This window comes from Pseudomonas sp. RG1, assembly GCF_025910115.1.
Lineage (GTDB): Bacteria > Pseudomonadota > Gammaproteobacteria > Pseudomonadales > Pseudomonadaceae > Aquipseudomonas > Aquipseudomonas atacamensis.
In genome coordinates, this window is sequence record NZ_JAPCIK010000002.1 from 68,443 (window position 1) to 85,921 (window position 17,479).

17 protein-coding genes are annotated in these 17,479 nt (G+C 61.5%); 11 read left to right on the plus strand and 6 right to left on the minus strand.

Annotation, left to right across the window (positions count from 1 at the left end):
- Positions 1–79 precede the first annotated feature (79 nt).
- Together gabT and OK411_RS02020 are read left to right on the plus strand one after the other, a co-directional pair.
- Complete coding sequence (gene gabT, locus OK411_RS02015; protein ID WP_016772251.1) at positions 80–1,357, plus strand: 4-aminobutyrate--2-oxoglutarate transaminase; 1,278 nt, start codon at positions 80–82, stop codon at positions 1,355–1,357.
- A 134-nt stretch (positions 1,358–1,491) separates the two neighbouring features.
- Positions 1,492–2,703: a response regulator gene (locus OK411_RS02020; protein ID WP_016772250.1), complete on the plus strand. Its 1,212-nt coding sequence runs from the start codon at positions 1,492–1,494 to the stop codon at positions 2,701–2,703.
- Positions 2,704–2,837: 134 nt separating this feature from the next.
- On the opposite strand, the gene OK411_RS02025 is transcribed toward OK411_RS02020, so the two are convergent.
- Both OK411_RS02025 and desA read right to left on the minus strand, forming a co-directional pair.
- Entirely contained in the window at positions 2,838–3,827 is a 990-nt protein-coding gene (locus OK411_RS02025) for a GGDEF domain-containing protein (RefSeq protein ID WP_130902991.1), read from the minus strand.
- Positions 3,828–4,022: 195 nt separating this feature from the next.
- The gene (desA, locus tag OK411_RS02030) at positions 4,023–5,207 is read right to left on the minus strand and encodes a delta-9 fatty acid desaturase DesA (protein ID WP_016772248.1); all 1,185 of its coding nucleotides are present in this window, start codon (positions 5,205–5,207) and stop codon (positions 4,023–4,025) included.
- Positions 5,208–5,354: 147 nt separating this feature from the next.
- Here desA and dibA point away from each other — a divergent pair, with 147 nt between their 5' ends.
- The 6 genes from dibA to OK411_RS02060 all read left to right on the plus strand — a co-directional run bounded on the left by dibA (position 5,355) and on the right by OK411_RS02060 (position 11,731).
- Entirely contained in the window at positions 5,355–7,274 is a 1,920-nt protein-coding gene (gene dibA, locus OK411_RS02035) for a phosphodiesterase DibA (protein WP_264364333.1), read from the plus strand.
- A gap of 298 nt (positions 7,275–7,572) precedes the next feature.
- Complete coding sequence (gene oscA, locus OK411_RS02040; protein ID WP_007917682.1) at positions 7,573–7,755, plus strand: sulfur starvation response protein OscA; 183 nt, start codon at positions 7,573–7,575, stop codon at positions 7,753–7,755.
- Between the two features lie 139 nt (positions 7,756–7,894).
- A complete protein-coding gene (locus OK411_RS02045; RefSeq protein WP_024011134.1) occupies positions 7,895–8,908 on the plus strand; it encodes a sulfate ABC transporter substrate-binding protein in 1,014 nt (337 codons plus the stop codon).
- Between the two features lie 126 nt (positions 8,909–9,034).
- On the plus strand, positions 9,035–9,853 hold the full coding sequence (gene cysT, locus OK411_RS02050) for a sulfate ABC transporter permease subunit CysT (RefSeq protein ID WP_016772245.1): 819 nt from the start codon (positions 9,035–9,037) through the stop codon (positions 9,851–9,853).
- 12 nt (positions 9,854–9,865) lie between these two features.
- A complete protein-coding gene (cysW, locus tag OK411_RS02055; RefSeq protein ID WP_007917679.1) occupies positions 9,866–10,738 on the plus strand; it encodes a sulfate ABC transporter permease subunit CysW in 873 nt (290 codons plus the stop codon).
- A gap of 3 nt (positions 10,739–10,741) precedes the next feature.
- Positions 10,742–11,731, plus strand: a complete 990-nt coding sequence (locus OK411_RS02060) for a sulfate/molybdate ABC transporter ATP-binding protein (RefSeq protein ID WP_024011135.1) — start codon at positions 10,742–10,744, stop codon at positions 11,729–11,731.
- Positions 11,732–11,813: 82 nt separating this feature from the next.
- Here OK411_RS02060 and OK411_RS02065 read toward each other — a convergent pair whose 3' ends face one another.
- Entirely contained in the window at positions 11,814–12,338 is a 525-nt protein-coding gene (locus OK411_RS02065; protein WP_264364334.1) for a DUF962 domain-containing protein, read from the minus strand.
- Positions 12,339–12,422: 84 nt separating this feature from the next.
- Here OK411_RS02065 and OK411_RS02070 point away from each other — a divergent pair, with 84 nt between their 5' ends.
- Complete coding sequence (locus OK411_RS02070) at positions 12,423–13,100, plus strand: Crp/Fnr family transcriptional regulator (RefSeq protein WP_136492467.1); 678 nt, start codon at positions 12,423–12,425, stop codon at positions 13,098–13,100.
- A gap of 161 nt (positions 13,101–13,261) precedes the next feature.
- On the opposite strand, the gene uraH is transcribed toward OK411_RS02070, so the two are convergent.
- Both uraH and OK411_RS02080 read right to left on the minus strand, forming a co-directional pair.
- Positions 13,262–13,672, minus strand: coding sequence for a hydroxyisourate hydrolase (gene uraH, locus OK411_RS02075; protein WP_039756340.1), 411 nt, complete (start codon positions 13,670–13,672; stop codon positions 13,262–13,264).
- Positions 13,673–13,683: 11 nt separating this feature from the next.
- Positions 13,684–14,169: a GlcG/HbpS family heme-binding protein gene (locus tag OK411_RS02080; protein WP_122611176.1), complete on the minus strand. Its 486-nt coding sequence runs from the start codon at positions 14,167–14,169 to the stop codon at positions 13,684–13,686.
- Positions 14,170–14,305: 136 nt separating this feature from the next.
- Here OK411_RS02080 and OK411_RS02085 point away from each other — a divergent pair, with 136 nt between their 5' ends.
- Complete coding sequence (locus OK411_RS02085) at positions 14,306–14,986, plus strand: heavy metal response regulator transcription factor (protein ID WP_041477440.1); 681 nt, start codon at positions 14,306–14,308, stop codon at positions 14,984–14,986.
- Complete coding sequence (locus tag OK411_RS02090) at positions 14,976–16,361, plus strand: heavy metal sensor histidine kinase (protein ID WP_264364335.1); 1,386 nt, start codon at positions 14,976–14,978, stop codon at positions 16,359–16,361. The genes OK411_RS02085 and OK411_RS02090 overlap by 11 nt, the downstream gene beginning before the upstream one ends.
- Positions 16,362–16,464: 103 nt before the next feature.
- Here OK411_RS02090 and OK411_RS02095 read toward each other — a convergent pair whose 3' ends face one another.
- On the minus strand, positions 16,465–17,469 hold the full coding sequence (locus tag OK411_RS02095) for an AraC family transcriptional regulator (RefSeq protein ID WP_264364336.1): 1,005 nt from the start codon (positions 17,467–17,469) through the stop codon (positions 16,465–16,467).
- Between the last annotated feature and the right edge of the window lie 10 nt (positions 17,470–17,479).

A 17,479-nucleotide genomic window follows, 5' to 3' on the forward strand; every position in this document is an offset into this window, starting at 1 on the left:
CATCGCATGCTGCCACCGCCGATTTCTCCCGCTTCATCCTTGAACCACGCCGCCCGATGAGCGGCGAATGAGGACTGTAATGAGCAAGACTAACGCTGAACTGATGGCCCGCCGCACCAATGCCGTACCTCGTGGTGTTGGCCAGATTCACCCGATCTTCGCCGAGTCGGCAAAGAACGCCACCGTGACCGACGTTGAAGGTCGTGAGTTCATCGACTTCGCCGGCGGTATCGCTGTACTGAACACCGGCCACGTGCACCCGAAAATCATCGCCGCCGTGACTGAACAGCTGAACAAGCTGACCCACACCTGCTTCCAGGTACTGGCCTACGAGCCGTACGTTGAGCTGTGCGAAAAAATCAACGCCAAGGTGCCGGGTGATTTCGCCAAGAAAACCCTGCTGGTCACCACCGGTTCCGAAGCCGTCGAAAACGCCGTGAAGATCGCCCGTGCCGCCACTGGCCGCGCTGGCGTGATCGCTTTCACCGGCGCTTACCACGGTCGCACCATGATGACCCTCGGCCTGACCGGTAAAGTCGTGCCGTACTCGGCGGGCATGGGCCTGATGCCAGGCGGCATCTTCCGCGCGTTGTACCCGAACGAACTGCACGGCGTGAGCATTGACGATTCGATCGCTTCCATCGAGCGCATTTTCAAGAACGATGCCGAGCCGAAAGACATCGCTGCAATCATCATCGAGCCGGTGCAGGGCGAAGGCGGTTTCTACGTCGCGCCGAAGGAATTCATGAAGCGTCTGCGTGCGCTGTGCGACCAGCACGGCATCCTGCTGATCGCTGACGAAGTGCAGACCGGCGCTGGCCGTACCGGCACCTTCTTCGCCATGGAACAGATGGGCGTTGCCGCCGATCTGACCACTTTCGCCAAGTCCATCGCTGGCGGCTTCCCGCTGGCCGGCGTGTGCGGCAAGGCCGAATACATGGACGCCATTGCTCCAGGCGGCCTGGGCGGCACCTACGCCGGTAGCCCGATCGCTTGCGCCGCTGCGCTGGCAGTCATGGAAGTGTTTGAAGAAGAGCAACTGCTGGACCGCTGCAAGGCTGTCGGCGAGCGCCTGGTCACCGGTTTGAAGGCGATTCAGGCCAAGTACCCGGTGATCGGTGAAGTGCGTGCGCTGGGCGCAATGATCGCGGTCGAGCTGTTCGAAAACGGCGACAGCCACAAGCCGAACCCGACTGCCGTGGCTGCCGTGGTGGCCAAGGCGCGTGACAAGGGCCTGATCCTGCTGTCCTGCGGCACTTACGGTAACGTGCTGCGTGTGCTGGTTCCGCTGACGTCGCCGGACGAGCAACTGGACAAAGGCCTGGCGATCATCGAAGAGTGCTTCTCTGAACTCTGATCCGCTCGTGTGACCCGCTCGACAAAAACCCGCTTCGGCGGGTTTTTTTCGCTCCTTGAAACACATCGGACGGGTTTGCGCTGTATCGAATCGCCAGCATTGACTAAGGTTCAGACATTGCAAGGAGAGCGCGCATGACTGCCGTTGATTTACCCGCCGTACCCCGGGTGTTGATTGCCGAGGCTGATCCCTGGTCCCGTGACCTGCTCAAACAAGTGCTGCTCAATGTGCGCTGCGATGCGCGCCTGGATTTGTGTGCCGATGGCCAGCAGGCAATGTCGTTGCTCAGCGAGGTGCCCTATGACTTGGCCATCGTCGATTGGGAGCTGCCTGGCATCGACGGATTGCATGTGCTGCGCAGCGTCCGCCAGCGCAAACGCAATCCGCCGTTGCCGTTCATTCTGATGAGCAGCCGCAACGACAGCGCCAGCGTGCGCGAAGCGATTCCGCTGGCGCCGACGGCGTACCTGACCAAACCGTTGAACATGGAAGGCCTGACCGAGCGCTTGCAGGGGTTGCTGCTCAACGCTGGCGAAGCAGTGGTTTGCGAAGTGCCGGCACTGGCGCCGGGCATGACCCTGTCGGTGTTCCTTGAGCGGCGTCGCGAGCAGGCCGATGGCGCGCCGTTGATGACCGACGTGCAAGTGGCGGTCAAGCGCAGCCTCAATCCCGAGGGGCTGGACCTCAAACTGCTGGAAGAAGAGGTCCGCACTGACCCGCAGATTACCGCCGTGCTGATCGCAGCCGCCAACAGTGCCGCGCAACACTACGGCGCGCCGGTGCAAACCTTGGCCCAGGCGCTGCACCGACTCGGCACCGGGCAGAGCATGAACCTGATTCTCGGGCTGGCGCTCAAACGCAGCGCGCGGCTCAGCGATCCGTGCCTGGCGGATTACGCAGAGCGCTATTGGGGTCTGTCACTGCACACTGCGGAATACGCCCGTACGCTGGCGCGCCTGCTGGATCTCGATCAGGAGCGCTGCTATTGCGCGGGCATGCTGCATCGGCTCGGCGATCTGGCGCTGCTGCGCTGCCTGCAGGAATGGCAGCAAGCTGGCGGCGAACTGGACGAGTTGGAGGAGGTCGGTGAAGCGTTGGCGAAGTTTGGCGCCTCTTATGGCTCGGCATTGCGCACCCGCTGGCGTCTGCCGCTGGAGTTGCGCGAATTGATTGCTTCGGCCTACCAGCTCGGTGGTGGCGTTTACAGTCGCGAGGCGCTGGTGATGCACATGGCTGCGCAGATGGCGCGGCTGACCGAGCACGAAGGCGTAGAGGAGCTGGCGAAGAGCCGGACGGCGCGGTTGCTCAAGATCGGGCTGCCGGAGTTGATGCGGATGCGCAAATGACAGATCACCACATTCCAATGTGGGAGCGAGCCTGCTCGCGAAGGCGCCAGCGCAGGCAACATTTTTGTTGAGATGCAGGCCTCATCGCGGGCAAGCCCGCTCCCACAGGAATTGCGGCAGCCACAAAATACGGGTCAGGCCGCAATGATCCGGTTCTTGCCCTGCCGTTTCGCCTCGTACATCGCGGCATCCGCGCGGGCGAACAGGCTGTCCAGGCTCTTGTCTTCGTCGGTGAGGTTGGTCAGGCCCTGGCTAACTGTGATGCTGAATGCTTGGCCGTCGTGGTTGAAGCGCAGTCGCTGGATCTCCTGTTGCAGGCGCTCCGCCACTTGCACGGCCATCTCCGGCGCGCAGCCGGGAAACACCGCGGCGAACTCCTCACCGCCAATCCGCCCGAACAGGTCGCCACGGCGCAATGAGCCGCGCCCGCATTCGGCGATCCGTTGCAGCACATTGTCGCCTTCGGGGTGGCCGTAGCTGTCGTTGATCACTTTGAAATCGTCGATGTCCAGCAGCAGGAAGGCCAGCGGTGTGCCTTGGCGGCGCGCCTCGGCGAACTCGCGGTGGGCGCATTCGAAGAAGTGGCGGCGGTTGCTGCTTTGCGTCAGCACATCGGTGGTGGCCAAGCGTTGCAGCTCGGTTTCCATGTGTTTTTTGTCGGTGATGTCTTCGGCGATGCCGACGATGATCACCGGCTGCCCGGGCTCGTCCTGGCGATTGATAAAGCATTTGTCGCTGAGCCAGCGCACCTGGCCATCGGCCGCGATGATGCGGTACTCGCGATCTTCCACCGCACCTCGGTGCAGGACTTCGGCGAGGCTCTGCTCGGCGTACTCCAGATCATCGGGGTAAATGCTGTCGCGCCATTGGTTGTAGTCCGCCAGCAGAAGCGCGGCGGAACGGCCGAAGATCCGTTCATAGGCCGGACTGACGTACAAAACCTGGCGGGTTTCCCAGTTGAAAGCCCAGAGCACGGCGTTGACGCTGACCAGCAGCGAACTGATCAATTGTTCGCGCTCGCTCAGGCGCGCGACTTCGCCCTGCGCATGCATCAGCGCCATCAGCGTTTGCGCGGCCTCTGGCCATTGGGTGTAGGTTGTGTCTTTCTGGTTGTTGTTGACCATCGGCACAAATCTCAAAGGGCGCGCCGCAATGTCGACAACGGCCACAGGACAGCCCGCCGGGATGGCGAAGTGTCTTTGAGATAGAGGATTTTCGGCGAAGTTCCCGGCCATTACCGAGTCCCGCCGGGCGGCGGGGTTAAGGAGGCGACGTGTGCAACGAGGCTGCGATCTTCGCGATCGCAGCCTCGTTGCCGGTCAGGCAGTCGCAGGACGCAGCGAGTAGGTTTTCAGCTGGTCAGCAAAGTCACGCAACGACTGAATGCCACTGGCCTCCGCCTCGTGAATCCATTCCTTGATGGCGGCCAGCATGTCGTGGCCATTGGAACTGGTCTTGACCCAGATCTGCTGCAAAGCCAGGCGTTTCTCGTAGATCACTTTCAGCGCATGGCTGTGTTCGAGCATGGTCTGGATGCGCAAGTGATGACGGTCTTCCAGCAGGCTGGTTTCCCGCGACAGCAGGCGTTTGGCCCGGTGGAACTGGTGGCGCACCGAATGATCGACCTTGGCCAGCTCTTGCTTGACCAGCGGGCCGATCACCAATTTGCGGTACTGGGCCATGATCTGGAAGCGGTTGTTGAGGATCGCCATGGCGGTGTCCATGTCCAGGCTGCCCTTGCCTTCGACGCGGTGGGCAATCGGTGCGACCCGCTGCACCTTGGCCAGGCGCAGGAAGCAGAAGACCTTGATCCACGCCCAGCCGAGGTCGAACTCCCACTTCTTCACCGACAGCTTGGCGGAGTTGGGGTAGGTGTGATGGTTGTTGTGCAGCTCTTCGCCGCCGATCAGGATGCCCCACGGCACCAGATTGGTTGCCGCGTCACGGCATTCGAAGTTGCGGTAGCCGACGGCATGGCCCAGACCGTTGATCACGCCAGCGGCCCACACCGGAATCCACATCATCTGGATCGCCCAGATGGTGATGCCGATGGTGCCGAACAGCAGCAGGTCGATTACGCCCATGATCGCCACGCCCAGCAGCGGATAGCGGCTGTAGACGTTGCGTTCGATCCAGTCTTCCGGGCAGTTCTTGCCGTAGATGCGCAGGGTTTCCGGGTTCTGCGCTTCGCTGCGATACAGCTCGGCGCCGGTGCGCAGCACGGTGGACAGGCCCTTGATGACCGGGCTGTGCGGGTCATCTTCGGTTTCGCATTTGGCGTGATGTTTGCGGTGGATGGCGGTCCACTCGCGGGTGTTCTGCGCCGTGGTCAGCCACAGCCAGAAACGGAAAAAGTGCTTGAGACCCGCATTCAGCTCGAGCGAGCGGTGGGCCGAGTAACGGTGCAGATAGACCGTGACGGCAACAATCGTCACATGGGTCATCAGCAGGGTGACCGCGACCAGTGACCAGGCCGACAAGCCAAGAAAACCTTCGTACCACATAGGCTATAGGGCCCTCGATAAAGATAAAAACAGCTGTTGCATTATCACTAAGCACACAGATAAAACCAGTCGCCCTTTCAGATAAGAAGTCGCTGAATGTTTCTTGACCTATAATTCCAACCTTTTTGTAGGGACATGGACGACCGAATGTCTGCGACTTACCGCGATGCCTTGCGTGCAGCGCTGCTCTACCTCGTACTCGCCGCCGTGTGGCTGCAGGTTTCCGATCATTTATTAAGCAGATTCTTCGATAACTCCAGTGCGCTGGCGCGCTGGCAACTGATCAACGGTTATTTGCTGGCAGCGGTCAGCGCCGGGCTGATTTTTCTCGCGCGGGCGCGGCTGTGTCGGTTTCTCGGCATCGGTGCCCGCCTGCGCGAGCGCCACAGCGACCGTGAGCGCCTGCGTCAGGCTGCCGCCGTGTTCGATTGCACCCGCGAAGGTGTGCTGGTTACCGACCATCGAGGGCTGATCGTCCACGTCAACCGCGCCTTTATCGAGATCACCGGTTATCGGCGCGACGAAGTCATCGGCCAGCAGCCGAGTCTGTTCAAGTCCGGCCATCATCCGCCGGGCTTCTATCAGGCGATGTTCGCCACCCTTGAGGCTGAAGGTGAATGGAGCGGTGAGATCTGGAACCGGCGCAAGACCGGCGAGATTTATCCACAGTGGCAGACCATTCGGGTGATTCACGATGATTTCGGCCGGCTCAGCCATTACGTGGCAGTGTTTTCCGACATCAGTGCGATCAAGGATTCCGAGTCCGAACTCAAACACCTGGCGCATCACGATCCGTTGACCGATCTGCCCAATCGCCTGCTGTTCAGCGACCGCGCCGAGCAGGCGTTGGCTTCCGCGCAGACACACAAGCGTGGCTGCGCGCTGCTGATGCTCGATCTGGATCATTTCAAGATGATCAACGACAGCCTCGGGCATAACGTCGGCGACCGATTGCTCAAAGCGGTGGCGACGCGGTTGCAGGCATTGTTCGGCCCCGGCATCACCCTCGCACGGCTCGGCGGTGACGAGTTCGCGGTGCTCGCGGAAAGTTGTCCACAGCCGGCCCAGGCCGCCGCGCTGGCGCAACGGGCTCTGGACGCGTTGAAGGAGCCGGTGCTGGTAGATGGCAATCAACTGTTCATCAACGCAAGCATCGGTATCAGCCTGTTTCCCAGCGATGCCCTCAGCGCCGAGCAGTTGTTACGCAACGCCGACAGCGCGCTGTTCAAGGCCAAAAGCAGCGGGCGCAATGGCTACGCGCTGTACACCGAAGAACTGACCGCCCATGCCCAGCAACGGGTCGAAATCGCCTTCGAGCTGCGCCGTGCACTGGAGCAGGAGGAGTTGCGCGTCTACTACCAACCGGTGCATGACTTGCAAAGCAGCCGTCTGGTCGGCGTCGAAGCACTGGTGCGCTGGCAGCATCCGCAGCGCGGGCTGGTGTCGCCGGCGGAATTCATTCCGATTGCCGAGCGCACCGGGCTGATCGCCGAGATCGATGCCTGGGTGATGCAGCAGGCCTGCCGACAGATGTGCCAATGGCAGCAGAGCGGTGTGGTGCTGGCGTTCGTCGCGGTGAATGTTTCGTCGCGGCTGTTTGCCCGGCGTGAGCTTTATCAGCAAGTGGCGCAGGTGCTGCACGACACCGGGCTGGATCCGGCGTATCTGGAGCTGGAAGTTACCGAAAGCGCGGTGATGGATGATCCGGAAGTGGCGCTGGAACAGATGCATCGCTTGCGCGAGCTGGGTGTGCGTCTGGCCATCGATGATTTCGGCACCGGTTATTCGTCGTTGCTGCGGCTTAAGCGCCTGCCGGTGCAGAAACTCAAGATCGATCAGGGCTTCGTCGCCGGGTTGCCGTGGGATGAGGATGACGTGGCGATTGTCCGGGTGATCATCGCGCTGGCGCGGAGCATGGGTATGCAGGTGCATGCCGAGGGGATCGAGCAGGCTGAGCAGGCGGCATTTCTGTTGGCGCAGGAATGCGATCTGGGGCAGGGCTACTGGTTTGGGCGGCCGGTGTCTGCGGATCGGCTTGATTGGGCGAAAACGCCATTGATTGGCTGAAAAGGCCTATCTGGCTATCACCGACCTTGTGGTGAGGGGATTTATCCCCGTTGGGTCGCGTAGCGGCCCCAAGAAATGGGACTGCTACGCAGTCCAACGGGGATGAATCCCCTCGCCACAAGTTCTCTTGACGAGTTCAAATCAGCGCAAACCCCTTGCCCTCTCTCATATTATTTTTTGGTTATATAAACATTCTTAAATAGTCTTTTTAAGAATATTCATGCCTCTCTTATATTGCTCCCACGCCGAACGCAGTGCCGCCCACTGCCAGGCAAACCCCCTTCAAAGGAGCAGCACCATGAGCGCATCCCTTCGCAGCGTTGACGGTCAGGACGAAAGCACCATCTTGCGGGAAATCCAGAGCGCCCTGCGCGATCTGCGGTTCGGCGCGGTGGAGATCACTGTGCACAACGCGCAAGTCGTACAGATCGAACGCAAAGAGAAATTCCGTTTGCAGCAACCCGGTAAGCAACCGGGCTGAAATCAAAAGATCGCAGCCTTCGGCGGCTCCTACAGGGGGCTGTGTGCAGGAGCTGGCCAAGGCGGCGATCTTTGAAACGGGACCGATTCCAGCAATACATAAGAACAAGCCACCACCAGGAATTCCAGGAGCTTTCACCATGTCGTCGATTCGCCGTTATGCTTTGGCCGCGCTGGCCAGTGCCGTGTTTGCCGGTTCCGCCGTTGCCAAGGATTACGAGCTGCTCAACGTGTCGTATGACCCGACGCGCGAGCTGTATCAGGAATACAACGCCGAATTCATCAAATTCTGGCAGCAGGATCATGCCGGCGACACGGTGAAAATCCAGCAGTCCCATGGCGGTTCGGGCAAGCAGGGCCGTGCGGTGATTGATGGCCTGCGGGCTGACGTGGTGACCCTGGCCCTGGCCGGTGACATCGATGAAATCGCGAAGCTCGGCAAGAGCCTGCCCGCCGACTGGCAGAAGCGTCTGCCGGAAGCGAGCACGCCCTACACCTCGACCATCGTGTTCCTGGTGCGCAAGGGCAACCCGAAAGGCATCAAGGACTGGGGCGATCTGGTCAAGAACGACGTTTCGGTGATCACGCCGAACCCGAAAACCTCGGGTGGCGCGCGCTGGAACTTCCTCGCCGCTTGGGCCTATGGCCTGAAAGCCAACGGCGGAGATGAAGCCAAGGCGAAGGAATACGTACAGACTCTGTTCAAGCACGTGCCGATCCTTGACACCGGCGCCCGTGGTTCGACCATCACCTTCGTCAACAACGGTCAGGGTGACGTATTGCTAGCCTGGGAAAACGAAGCGTTTCTGGCGCTGAAAGAAGACGGCGGCGCAGACAAGTTCGACATCGTCGTGCCGTCGCTGTCGATCCTCGCCGAACCGCCCGTGGCGGTGGTCGACAAGAATGCCGAGAAGAAGGGCAACGCGCAGATCGCCGAAGCCTACCTCAAGCATCTGTACAGCCCGGCCGGCCAGGAAATCGCCGCGAAAAACTTCTATCGTCCACGTGACAAGGACGTAGCGGCCAAGTACGCCCAGCAGTTCCCGAAACTGGAACTGGTGACCATCGACAAGGACTTCGGCGGCTGGAAATCCGCGCAGCCGAAATTCTTCAACGACGGCGGCGTGTTCGACCAGATTTATCAGGCGCAGTAATCTCGCCTTCAACCGGCCTGATGTCTGGGCACATGACATGTGGGACTGAGCTTTTGTAGTGAGGGGATAAATCCCCTCACCACAGGGCTCGCTCCCACATTGATGCGTTTTCAACCAGGGACTTTTATGTCGCGTCGTATCTCCCCCGTCATACCCGGCTTCGGGCTGACGCTGGGTTACACCTTGGTGTACCTCAGCCTGATTGTGCTTATCCCGCTGGCGGCGATGTTCGTCCACGCCGCCCAGCTGACCTGGGATCAGTTCTGGACGATCATCTCCGCACCGCGGGTGCTGGCGGCGTTGAAGCTGAGCTTCGGCACCGCGCTGTGTGCGGCGATCATCAACGGCATCATCGGCACGTTGCTGGCCTGGGTGCTGGTGCGCTACACCTTCCCCGGGCGCAAGGTGATCGACGCGATGATCGATCTGCCGTTCGCCCTGCCGACAGCTGTGGCCGGTATCGCGCTGACCGCGCTGTACGCACCGGCCGGGCTGGTCGGGCAATTTGCCGCTGACCTCGGTTTCAAGATCGCCTACACCCCGCTGGGCATCACCCTCGCACTGACTTTTGTCACGCTGCCGTTCGTGGTGCGTACGGTGCAACCGGTGCTGGCCGATATTCCCCGTGAAGTCGAAGAAGCGGCGGCGTGCCTGGGTGCGAAGCCATGGCAGGTGTTTCGCCACATTCTGGTTCCGGCCTTGCTGCCCGCCTGGCTGACCGGTTTTGCGCTGGCGTTCGCGCGTGGCGTCGGCGAGTACGGTTCGGTGATTTTCATCGCCGGCAACATGCCGATGAAAACCGAGATCCTGCCGCTGCTGATCATGGTCAAACTCGACCAGTACGATTACACCGGCGCTACCGCCATTGGCGTACTGATGCTGGTGGTTTCCTTCATCCTGTTGCTGCTGATCAACTTGCTGCAGCGGCGCATCGAAACCCCATAAGGAGGCGCGAACATGTCCCAATCGTCCATTGCGGCCGCCTCTTCGGCCAATGCTGCGCGCCGTGGCAGCGCCACTTCGCGCAGAATCCTGATCGGCCTTGGCTGGCTGATCTTTTTCCTGTTTCTGCTGCTGCCGTTGTTCATCGTCGTATCGCAAGGTCTGAAAAACGGCCTCGGCGCGTTCTTCACCGCGATCTTTGAGCCGGACGCGCTTTCGGCATTGAAACTCACCGTGTTCGCCGTGCTGATCTCGGTGCCGCTGAACCTGGTGTTCGGCGTCAGTGCGGCATGGTGCGTGAGCAAATACTCGTTCCGTGGCAAGAGCATGCTGGTGACGCTGATCGACCTGCCGTTCTCGGTGTCGCCGGTGATTGCCGGTCTGGTCTACGTGCTGATGTTCGGTGCGCAGGGCCTGTTCGGGCCGTGGTTGCAGGATCACGACATCCAGATCGTCTTCGCCCTGCCGGGCATCGTGCTGGCGACGATTTTTGTCACCGTGCCGTTCGTGGCCCGTGAACTGATCCCGCTAATGCAGGAACAAGGCACCCAAGAGGAAGAAGCCGCGCGTCTGCTCGGCGCCAATGGCTGGCAGATGTTCTGGCACGTCACCGTGCCCAACATCAAGTGGGGCCTGATTTACGGCGTGGTGCTGTGTACCGCGCGGGCTATGGGCGAGTTCGGTGCGGTGTCGGTGGTTTCCGGGCACATTCGCGGGGTGACCAACACCTTGCCGCTGCACGTCGAGATCCTCTACAACGAATACAACCACGTTGCCGCGTTCGCCGTGGCGAGCCTGTTGCTGATCCTGGCGCTCTTCATCCTGCTGCTCAAGCAGTGGAGCGAAAACCGTATCAACCGCCTGCGCGCCAGCGCCGCGGAGGAATAATTCATGTCGATCGAAGTGCGTAACGTCAGCAAGAATTTCAACGCGTTCAAGGCGCTGGACAACATCAGCCTGGATATCCACAGCGGTGAGCTGGTCGCGCTGCTTGGTCCGTCGGGCTGCGGCAAAACCACCTTGCTGCGCATTATTGCCGGTCTGGAAACCCCGGATCAGGGCAACATCGTTTTTCACGGCGAAGACGTTTCCGGCCACGACGTGCGTGATCGCAACGTCGGTTTCGTGTTCCAGCATTACGCCTTGTTCCGCCACATGACGGTGTTCGACAACGTCGCGTTCGGCCTGCGCATGAAACCGAAAAACCAGCGCCCGAGCGAAAGCCAGATCGCCACCAAGGTTCACGAACTGCTGAACATGGTGCAACTGGACTGGTTGTCGGATCGCTACCCGGAGCAGTTGTCCGGAGGCCAGCGTCAGCGTATCGCGTTGGCCCGTGCTTTGGCGGTGGAGCCGAAAGTGCTGCTGCTGGATGAACCGTTCGGCGCCCTCGATGCCAAGGTGCGCAAGGAACTGCGGCGCTGGTTGGCGCGGCTGCACGAAGATATCAACCTGACTTCGGTGTTCGTGACCCACGACCAGGAAGAAGCGATGGAAGTCGCCGACCGCATCGTGGTGATGAACAAGGGTGTGATCGAGCAGATCGGCTCACCGGGCGACGTCTACGAAAACCCGGCCAGCGACTTCGTTTATCACTTCCTCGGCGACTCGAACCGCTTGCTGCTGAGCGATGACAACCATGTGCTGTTCCGCCCGCACGAAGTGTCATTGTCCAGGCATGAGCTGGAAGATCACCATGCCGCTGAAGTGCGCGATATCCGCCCATTGGGTGCGACGACGCGGGTGACACTGAAGGTGGAAGGCCAGACGGATCTGATCGAAGCGGAAGTGGTCAAGGATCACGACAGCCTGATCGGCCTGGCCAAGGGTGAGACCTTGTTCTTCAAGCCGAAGGTCTGGCAGAAAGTCGCCAATATTTAAAGGCAAAAGCTTCGCGAGCAGGCTCGCTCCCACAGGGAAAACTTATTCCAAATGTGAGAGCGAGCCTGCTCGCGAATACGATCTAGACAGCAGCGCGATTCGGATTGACCCGCACCACCCCCGCCCGCAACTCGATCTCTCGTTTCAATTCCTGCCGCAGCCCGAGCAAAAACGCCAGCTCGGCCACGACAAACAACGGCCCGACAATCAGCCCGCTGATGTCATCGACAAATGCCGGTTTGCGCCCTTCATAGTGATGCCCGACAAACTGGATCACCCAGCCGATCACAAACATCGCCAGGCCGCTGCTCAGCCAGACCATGGTGCTCTGCTGCGCCAGTGCATGCCCGGCCCACACCGACAGGCCCATCAGTACCGTCATCAACACGCCGAGCTTCAACTCCAGGCGCAGGTAAAACCACGCCGAGGCCAGCGCCACTAAAACGGCTGGAGATATCCACAACCCGCCCAGTGTCCATTGCGGCCGTGACAGCAGGACAGCCACCGCCACCACGATCAGCGGAATGCCGATAAAGTGGCTGGCGATGTTGCGCGGGTCGCGGTGGTAGGCGGCGTATTGACTGAGGTGGTCGACGAGGCTTTTCATTGTTGTTCCTCCAGTGGGGTTGAATGCATCATCCCTCGGGATCCGCGTTCGCTCTGTCGGGCAGGCGACACTCCAGGAGTGGTTATGCAAATTCGTGCACGGTTGCTCAGCGGCCAGTGGTTCAGTCATCTGCCTGCATCTTTTCAGGATAGCCTGCTGGCGTTGGCCCGGGAGCGGCGGCTGACGGCGGGACAACGACTGTTCCAGCGTGGCGATGCGCCGTGCGGTCTGTATGCAGTGCTCGTTGGCGCCGTGCGCATCGGGGCGGTCAGCGAGCAGGGCAAGGAGGCCTTGCTGAGTCTGGTGGAGGCGCCGCACTGGTTCGGCGAAATCTGCCTGTTCGACGGTCAGCCACGCACCCATGACGCCTATGCGGTCGGGCCGTGTACCTTGCTGAATATCCCGCAAGCGACGATGCTCAAATTGCTCGACGAACAACCGCAGTACTGGCGGCATCTGGCGCTTCTGATGAGCCACAAGTTGCGCCTGGCGTTCATCAATCTCGAACAGCTCAGCCTGCTGCCAGCCCCGGCGCGTCTGGCGCATCGCTTGCTGATGATCGCCGAAGGTTATGGCGAACTCGACGCACCGCGTCGGGTGCTGCAACTGCCGCAGGAGCAGTTGGCAGCGATGCTATCGCTGTCGCGGCAGACCACCAATCAGATCCTCAAGGATCTGCAGGGGCAGGGGATTATCGGGTTGGCTTACGGCGAAATCGAAATCCTCGATGCCGCAAGACTGCGTGCCCTGGCCACGATCTAAAAACTCACGCCGATCCAATATCGGAACTGGCACCTGTGGCGAGGGGATTTATCCCCGCTGGGGCGCGCAGCGGCCCTGAAAAAATGGGACCGCTGCGCAGTCCAACGGGGATAAATCCCCTCGCCACATAGACCAGTTCCAACAAAGGATCTGTGTTTATCTTACGACCCGCGATAGGTCGAGAAACCGTACGGGCTCAGCAGCAGCGGGATGTGGTAGTGCTGATCGGTCTGCTTGACCTGAAAGATCACCGGAATTTCCGGGAAGAACGTCTCATGCTTGATCTTCTGGTAATACTCGCCGGTCTTGAACACCACGCGGTATTCACCGGCTTCGAATGGCTGTTTGGCCGGGAAAAGCTCGGCGATCCGCCCTTGCTCGTTGGTGGTGCCTTGGGCCAGTGGTTGCCAGTTTTCGCCGACGTGTTTTTCCAAGGTGACATTGATGCCCGGTGACGGCAGGCCGTTTTCCAGGTTGAGCACGTGCACGCTCAGCGGATTGCCGGCGGCCAGCGCCAGGCTGGAAACAGCGCTCAGGCCGAGCACGGCGAGGGTCATGCGCAGGGTGGTCATGGTGTATCTCCTTAGTGGGAACGGGTGATGCTCAGGCCGGCTTTGTCGGCGGCGGCGCGGGCGCAGTTTTCGTCTTGTTCACCGCCGCCGGAACCGGCCACGCCCATGGCGCCGACCAGTTCGCTGCCGGCGAACAACGGAATGCCGCCGCCGAGCAAGAGCAATTCATCGAGGGTGTTGAGGTTGGCGGTTTCCGGGTTGCTGCGGGCGCGCTCGGCGAACAGCCGCGTCGGCGTCTTGGTCGACAGCGCGGTGTAGGCCTTGCGTTGGCTGGCGGCGGTGTTGTGCGGCCCGACGCCGTCACCACGCAACGTCACCAGCAAGTTACCGCCACGGTCGAGCACCGACACCGTGCCGGTGCAACTGCTCATCGCCTTGTCCGCCAGCCAGCGTGCGGTTTTCAGGTCGAGATCGGCGTGGCGCGGCAGTTCTGGCGTGGCACTTGCAGCGCCGCTGAGGCCGAGGATCAGGCTGGCGACAAGGTATTTGACGGTCATGGGCAGGCTCCGAATGGGGATGTCTGCACCTTAACCGGCGCACTTCGTCAGAACTCCGTCAGGCGGATTACAAGTTTGTAATGGGCAACGGCGCCGAACACGCCTAGCCTGTGTACCTGATCAATCGAGGTGTGCCATGCGTTTGCTGGTCGTAGAAGATGAAGCCAAAACCGCCAATTTCCTCGCCAAGGGCCTGGGCGAGTCGGGTTTCGCCGTGGATGTGGCGCTCAATGGCCTCGACGGCCGCTATTTTATCGAACAGCAGGAATACGACCTGATCATCCTCGACGTGATGCTGCCCGGCCTCAACGGCTGGCAATTGCTGCAACTGATCCGCCAGCGCGGCGCCACACCGGTGCTGTTTCTCACCGCCAAGGACGCCATTGAAGACCGCGTCCGTGGGCTGGAACTGGGCGCCGATGACTACCTGCTCAAACCCTTCGCCTTCGCCGAACTGCTCGCGCGCGTGCGCACGCTGCTGCGGCGCGGGCCGATGCGCGAAGCCGAGTCGTACAGCATCGCCGACCTGGAAATCGACGTGCTGCGCCGCCGGGTCAGTCGCGGCGGCCAGCGCATTGCCCTGACCAACAAGGAGTTCGCCCTGTTGCAGCTGCTCGCCAGCCGCCAGGGCGAAGTGCTTTCGCGCACGCTGATTGCCTCGCAAGTGTGGAACCTGAATTTCGACAGCGACACCAACATGGTCGAAGTCGCCGTCCGGCGTTTGCGCGCCAAGGTTGACGATCCGTACATGCCGAAACTTATCCACACCGTGCGCGGCGTCGGTTATCAACTGGAAGCGCCGGACGATGTGGAGTAAGTCGATCGCCTGGCGATTGGCGCTGGCCTTCGCCATGGTCTGCGCGCTGGTGCTGAGCGCAATCGGCGTGTTTCTCTACCGCTCGCTGGCCTCTGAATTGGCCTTTCGTGACGACATGGCCCTGCTCGGTCGCCTGGAGCAAGTGCGCGCCTTGCTCGCCGACAGCGACAGCCTCGACGCTTTGCAGGCGCGGCCACGGTTGTATCAGAACATGCTCGGCAATCTCGACAGTCTGCTGCTGGTGCGCCGGGCCGACGGTTCCAGCGTGATCGCGATCAACCCGCGCCAACGTGAATTGCCGGCGCTCAGTGCATTAGCGCGAGAGCAAATGCCGCAGCGCCGTGACGTGCTCACCTGGCAGGCCAGTGACGGCGCCGAGCTGGCCTTGCTGTCCGGCCAGGCCCAAGGCCCCAACGGTGAAACCCTGACGGTGATCGCCGGCAAGGTGCTCAGCGAGCGCGAGCAGATGCTCGGCAGTTATCGCCTGCGTCTGTATCTGTCCGTCGGCCTCGGCGCGTTGCTCGCTTTCGCTCTGGGCCTGCTGTTGCTGCGGCGTGGCTTGCAGCCCTTGCATCAGTTGAGCGAAGCGGTGCGCAGTATCGATCTGCGCAGCCTCGATCGACGCCTGCCGGTCGACGGCACGCCGAGCGAACTGCGCGAGCCGGTGCACGCACTCAACTCCATGCTGGCGCGGCTGGACGACAGCGTGCAGCGCCTGTCGCAATTCTCCGCCGACCTCGCCCACGAAATCCGCACGCCGCTGCACACCTTGCTCGCCAGCAACGGCCAGGCGCTGAACCATCCGCGCAGCACGGCCGAATATCAGGAAGTGCTGGCCTCGAACATGGAAGAGTTCGAACGGCTCAAGCGCATGGCCGAGAACCTGATGTTCCTCGCCCGCGCCGAACAGGCCGAACGTGCGCTCAATCTGCACACGCTGGACTTGCGCAACGTCGGCGACGAACTCTGCGATTACTTCGAAGCCCTAGCCGATGATCGCAATCTCCAGCTGCAAAACCGCATGCACGGCGAATTGCTCGCCGACCAGCAACTGCTGCAACGCGCCCTCGGCAACCTGCTGGCCAACGCCGTACGCCACGCCGACCCCGGCACCCTGATCAGCCTGCAACGCCGTGATGAACCGGGTATGTGCTGGCTGCAGGTGCACAACCACGGCCCGGTCATCGCGCCTGAGCATCTGGGCAAACTGTTCGACCGCTTCTACCGCGTCGATCCTTCACGTGCGGAACCGGGGGATTCGGGTGGGCTGGGTTTGGCGATCGTGCAGTCGATCATGCAGTTGCATGGCGGGCGGGTGCGGGTGAGTAGTGATGTGTCGGGAATGGCGTTTGAGTTGGGGTTTGTGGTGAATTGACAGGCCTCTTCGCGAGCAGGCTCGCTCCCACAAGGAAACGCATTCCAACTGTGGGAGCGAGCCTGCTCGCGAAGGCGCTGGATCACACAGTGATGATTTCGGATCAGCGCAACTGATCCCGAAACTGCCCCGGCGTCATCCCGGTCCAGCGCTTGAACGCGCGGCTGAAGCTGCTGGTGTCGGCGAACCCCAGCAGATAGCTGACTTCACTCAACGAGCACTGCGGGTCGCGCAAGTGCAGCAGCGCCAGATTCTCGCGGCTTTCGTTGAGCAGGGTGTCGAAGCGACAGCCCTCATCCGCCAGATGCCGCTGCAGGCTGCGCAGGCTCAGGTGCAAGGCCTGGGCGATGCGTTCGGCGCTGGGTTCGCCTTCGGGCAATTGTTCTTCAATGGCATCGCGCACCTTGCGCTCCCAGGTCAGCGGTTTGAGCTGGGCGAGGGTGCGTTTGAGTACGGCTTCGTTGTGTTCGGCCAGTTCCGGGTTGGCGTCGTCGAGGTGGCTGTCGAAGTCGCCGAGGGCGAATTCCAGGCGGTCTTCGGCGGCGCAAAAATGCACCGGCGCGCGGAAGACTTTGTGCCATTGCTGGGCATCGCTCGGTTCGGGGCGGCGCAAGTACACCGCCAGCGGTGCGTAGTCACGGCCGAGGCGATTGCGGCAGGTGCGCACGTAGATCGCCGCGAAGGCGTCGATGGCTTCGACGGCCGGCGCCGGGTTGCCGGGCGGGATTTTCAGGCGGAATTGATAACGGTCTTCGCTGCGGCTCAGCTCCAGTTCCAGCGCATCGCTGACCACTGGGTGATAGCGCACGATGCGCTCGAACACCTCGCGCAAGCTGCCGCTGGCCACCAGTGCATAACCGAGCGCGTGGAAGGTGGTCGGGCTGACGAAACGCGACACGCGCAAGCCCAGCGCCGGGTCGCCGCTGGCCTGCACGGCGAGTGCCCACAGGCGCGTGGTACCGGACAGCGGATAGCGCGCATTGGGGTCGTCCATCAGCACTGGGTCGAGCCCGGCCTGTTGGCACAAGGCAAGACTGTCCAGCCCGAGCGCGTCGAGTTGTTTGCGCAAGGCGCGGGTCCAGCTGGCGAGGGAGGTCGGTTCCTTCATGCGGATTGGC

Coding starts and splice junctions, on each gene's coding strand:
- OK411_RS02085 (WP_041477440.1), top strand. CDS start 14,306: ATGCGTTTGCTGGTCGTAGAAGATGAAGCCAAAACCGCCAATTTCCTC.
- OK411_RS02045 (WP_024011134.1), top strand. CDS start 7,895: ATGTCGTCGATTCGCCGTTATGCTTTGGCCGCGCTGGCCAGTGCCGTG.
- OK411_RS02095 (WP_264364336.1), bottom strand. CDS start 17,469: ATGAAGGAACCGACCTCCCTCGCCAGCTGGACCCGCGCCTTGCGCAAA.
- OK411_RS02080 (WP_122611176.1), bottom strand. CDS start 14,169: ATGACCGTCAAATACCTTGTCGCCAGCCTGATCCTCGGCCTCAGCGGC.
- dibA (WP_264364333.1), top strand. CDS start 5,355: ATGTCTGCGACTTACCGCGATGCCTTGCGTGCAGCGCTGCTCTACCTC.
- OK411_RS02060 (WP_024011135.1), top strand. CDS start 10,742: ATGTCGATCGAAGTGCGTAACGTCAGCAAGAATTTCAACGCGTTCAAG.
- OK411_RS02025 (WP_130902991.1), bottom strand. CDS start 3,827: ATGGTCAACAACAACCAGAAAGACACAACCTACACCCAATGGCCAGAG.
- oscA (WP_007917682.1), top strand. CDS start 7,573: ATGAGCGCATCCCTTCGCAGCGTTGACGGTCAGGACGAAAGCACCATC.
- OK411_RS02090 (WP_264364335.1), top strand. CDS start 14,976: ATGTGGAGTAAGTCGATCGCCTGGCGATTGGCGCTGGCCTTCGCCATG.
- desA (WP_016772248.1), bottom strand. CDS start 5,207: ATGTGGTACGAAGGTTTTCTTGGCTTGTCGGCCTGGTCACTGGTCGCG.
- uraH (WP_039756340.1), bottom strand. CDS start 13,672: ATGACCACCCTGCGCATGACCCTCGCCGTGCTCGGCCTGAGCGCTGTT.
- OK411_RS02020 (WP_016772250.1), top strand. CDS start 1,492: ATGACTGCCGTTGATTTACCCGCCGTACCCCGGGTGTTGATTGCCGAG.
- gabT (WP_016772251.1), top strand. CDS start 80: ATGAGCAAGACTAACGCTGAACTGATGGCCCGCCGCACCAATGCCGTA.
- cysW (WP_007917679.1), top strand. CDS start 9,866: ATGTCCCAATCGTCCATTGCGGCCGCCTCTTCGGCCAATGCTGCGCGC.
- OK411_RS02065 (WP_264364334.1), bottom strand. CDS start 12,338: ATGAAAAGCCTCGTCGACCACCTCAGTCAATACGCCGCCTACCACCGC.
- OK411_RS02070 (WP_136492467.1), top strand. CDS start 12,423: ATGCAAATTCGTGCACGGTTGCTCAGCGGCCAGTGGTTCAGTCATCTG.
- cysT (WP_016772245.1), top strand. CDS start 9,035: ATGTCGCGTCGTATCTCCCCCGTCATACCCGGCTTCGGGCTGACGCTG.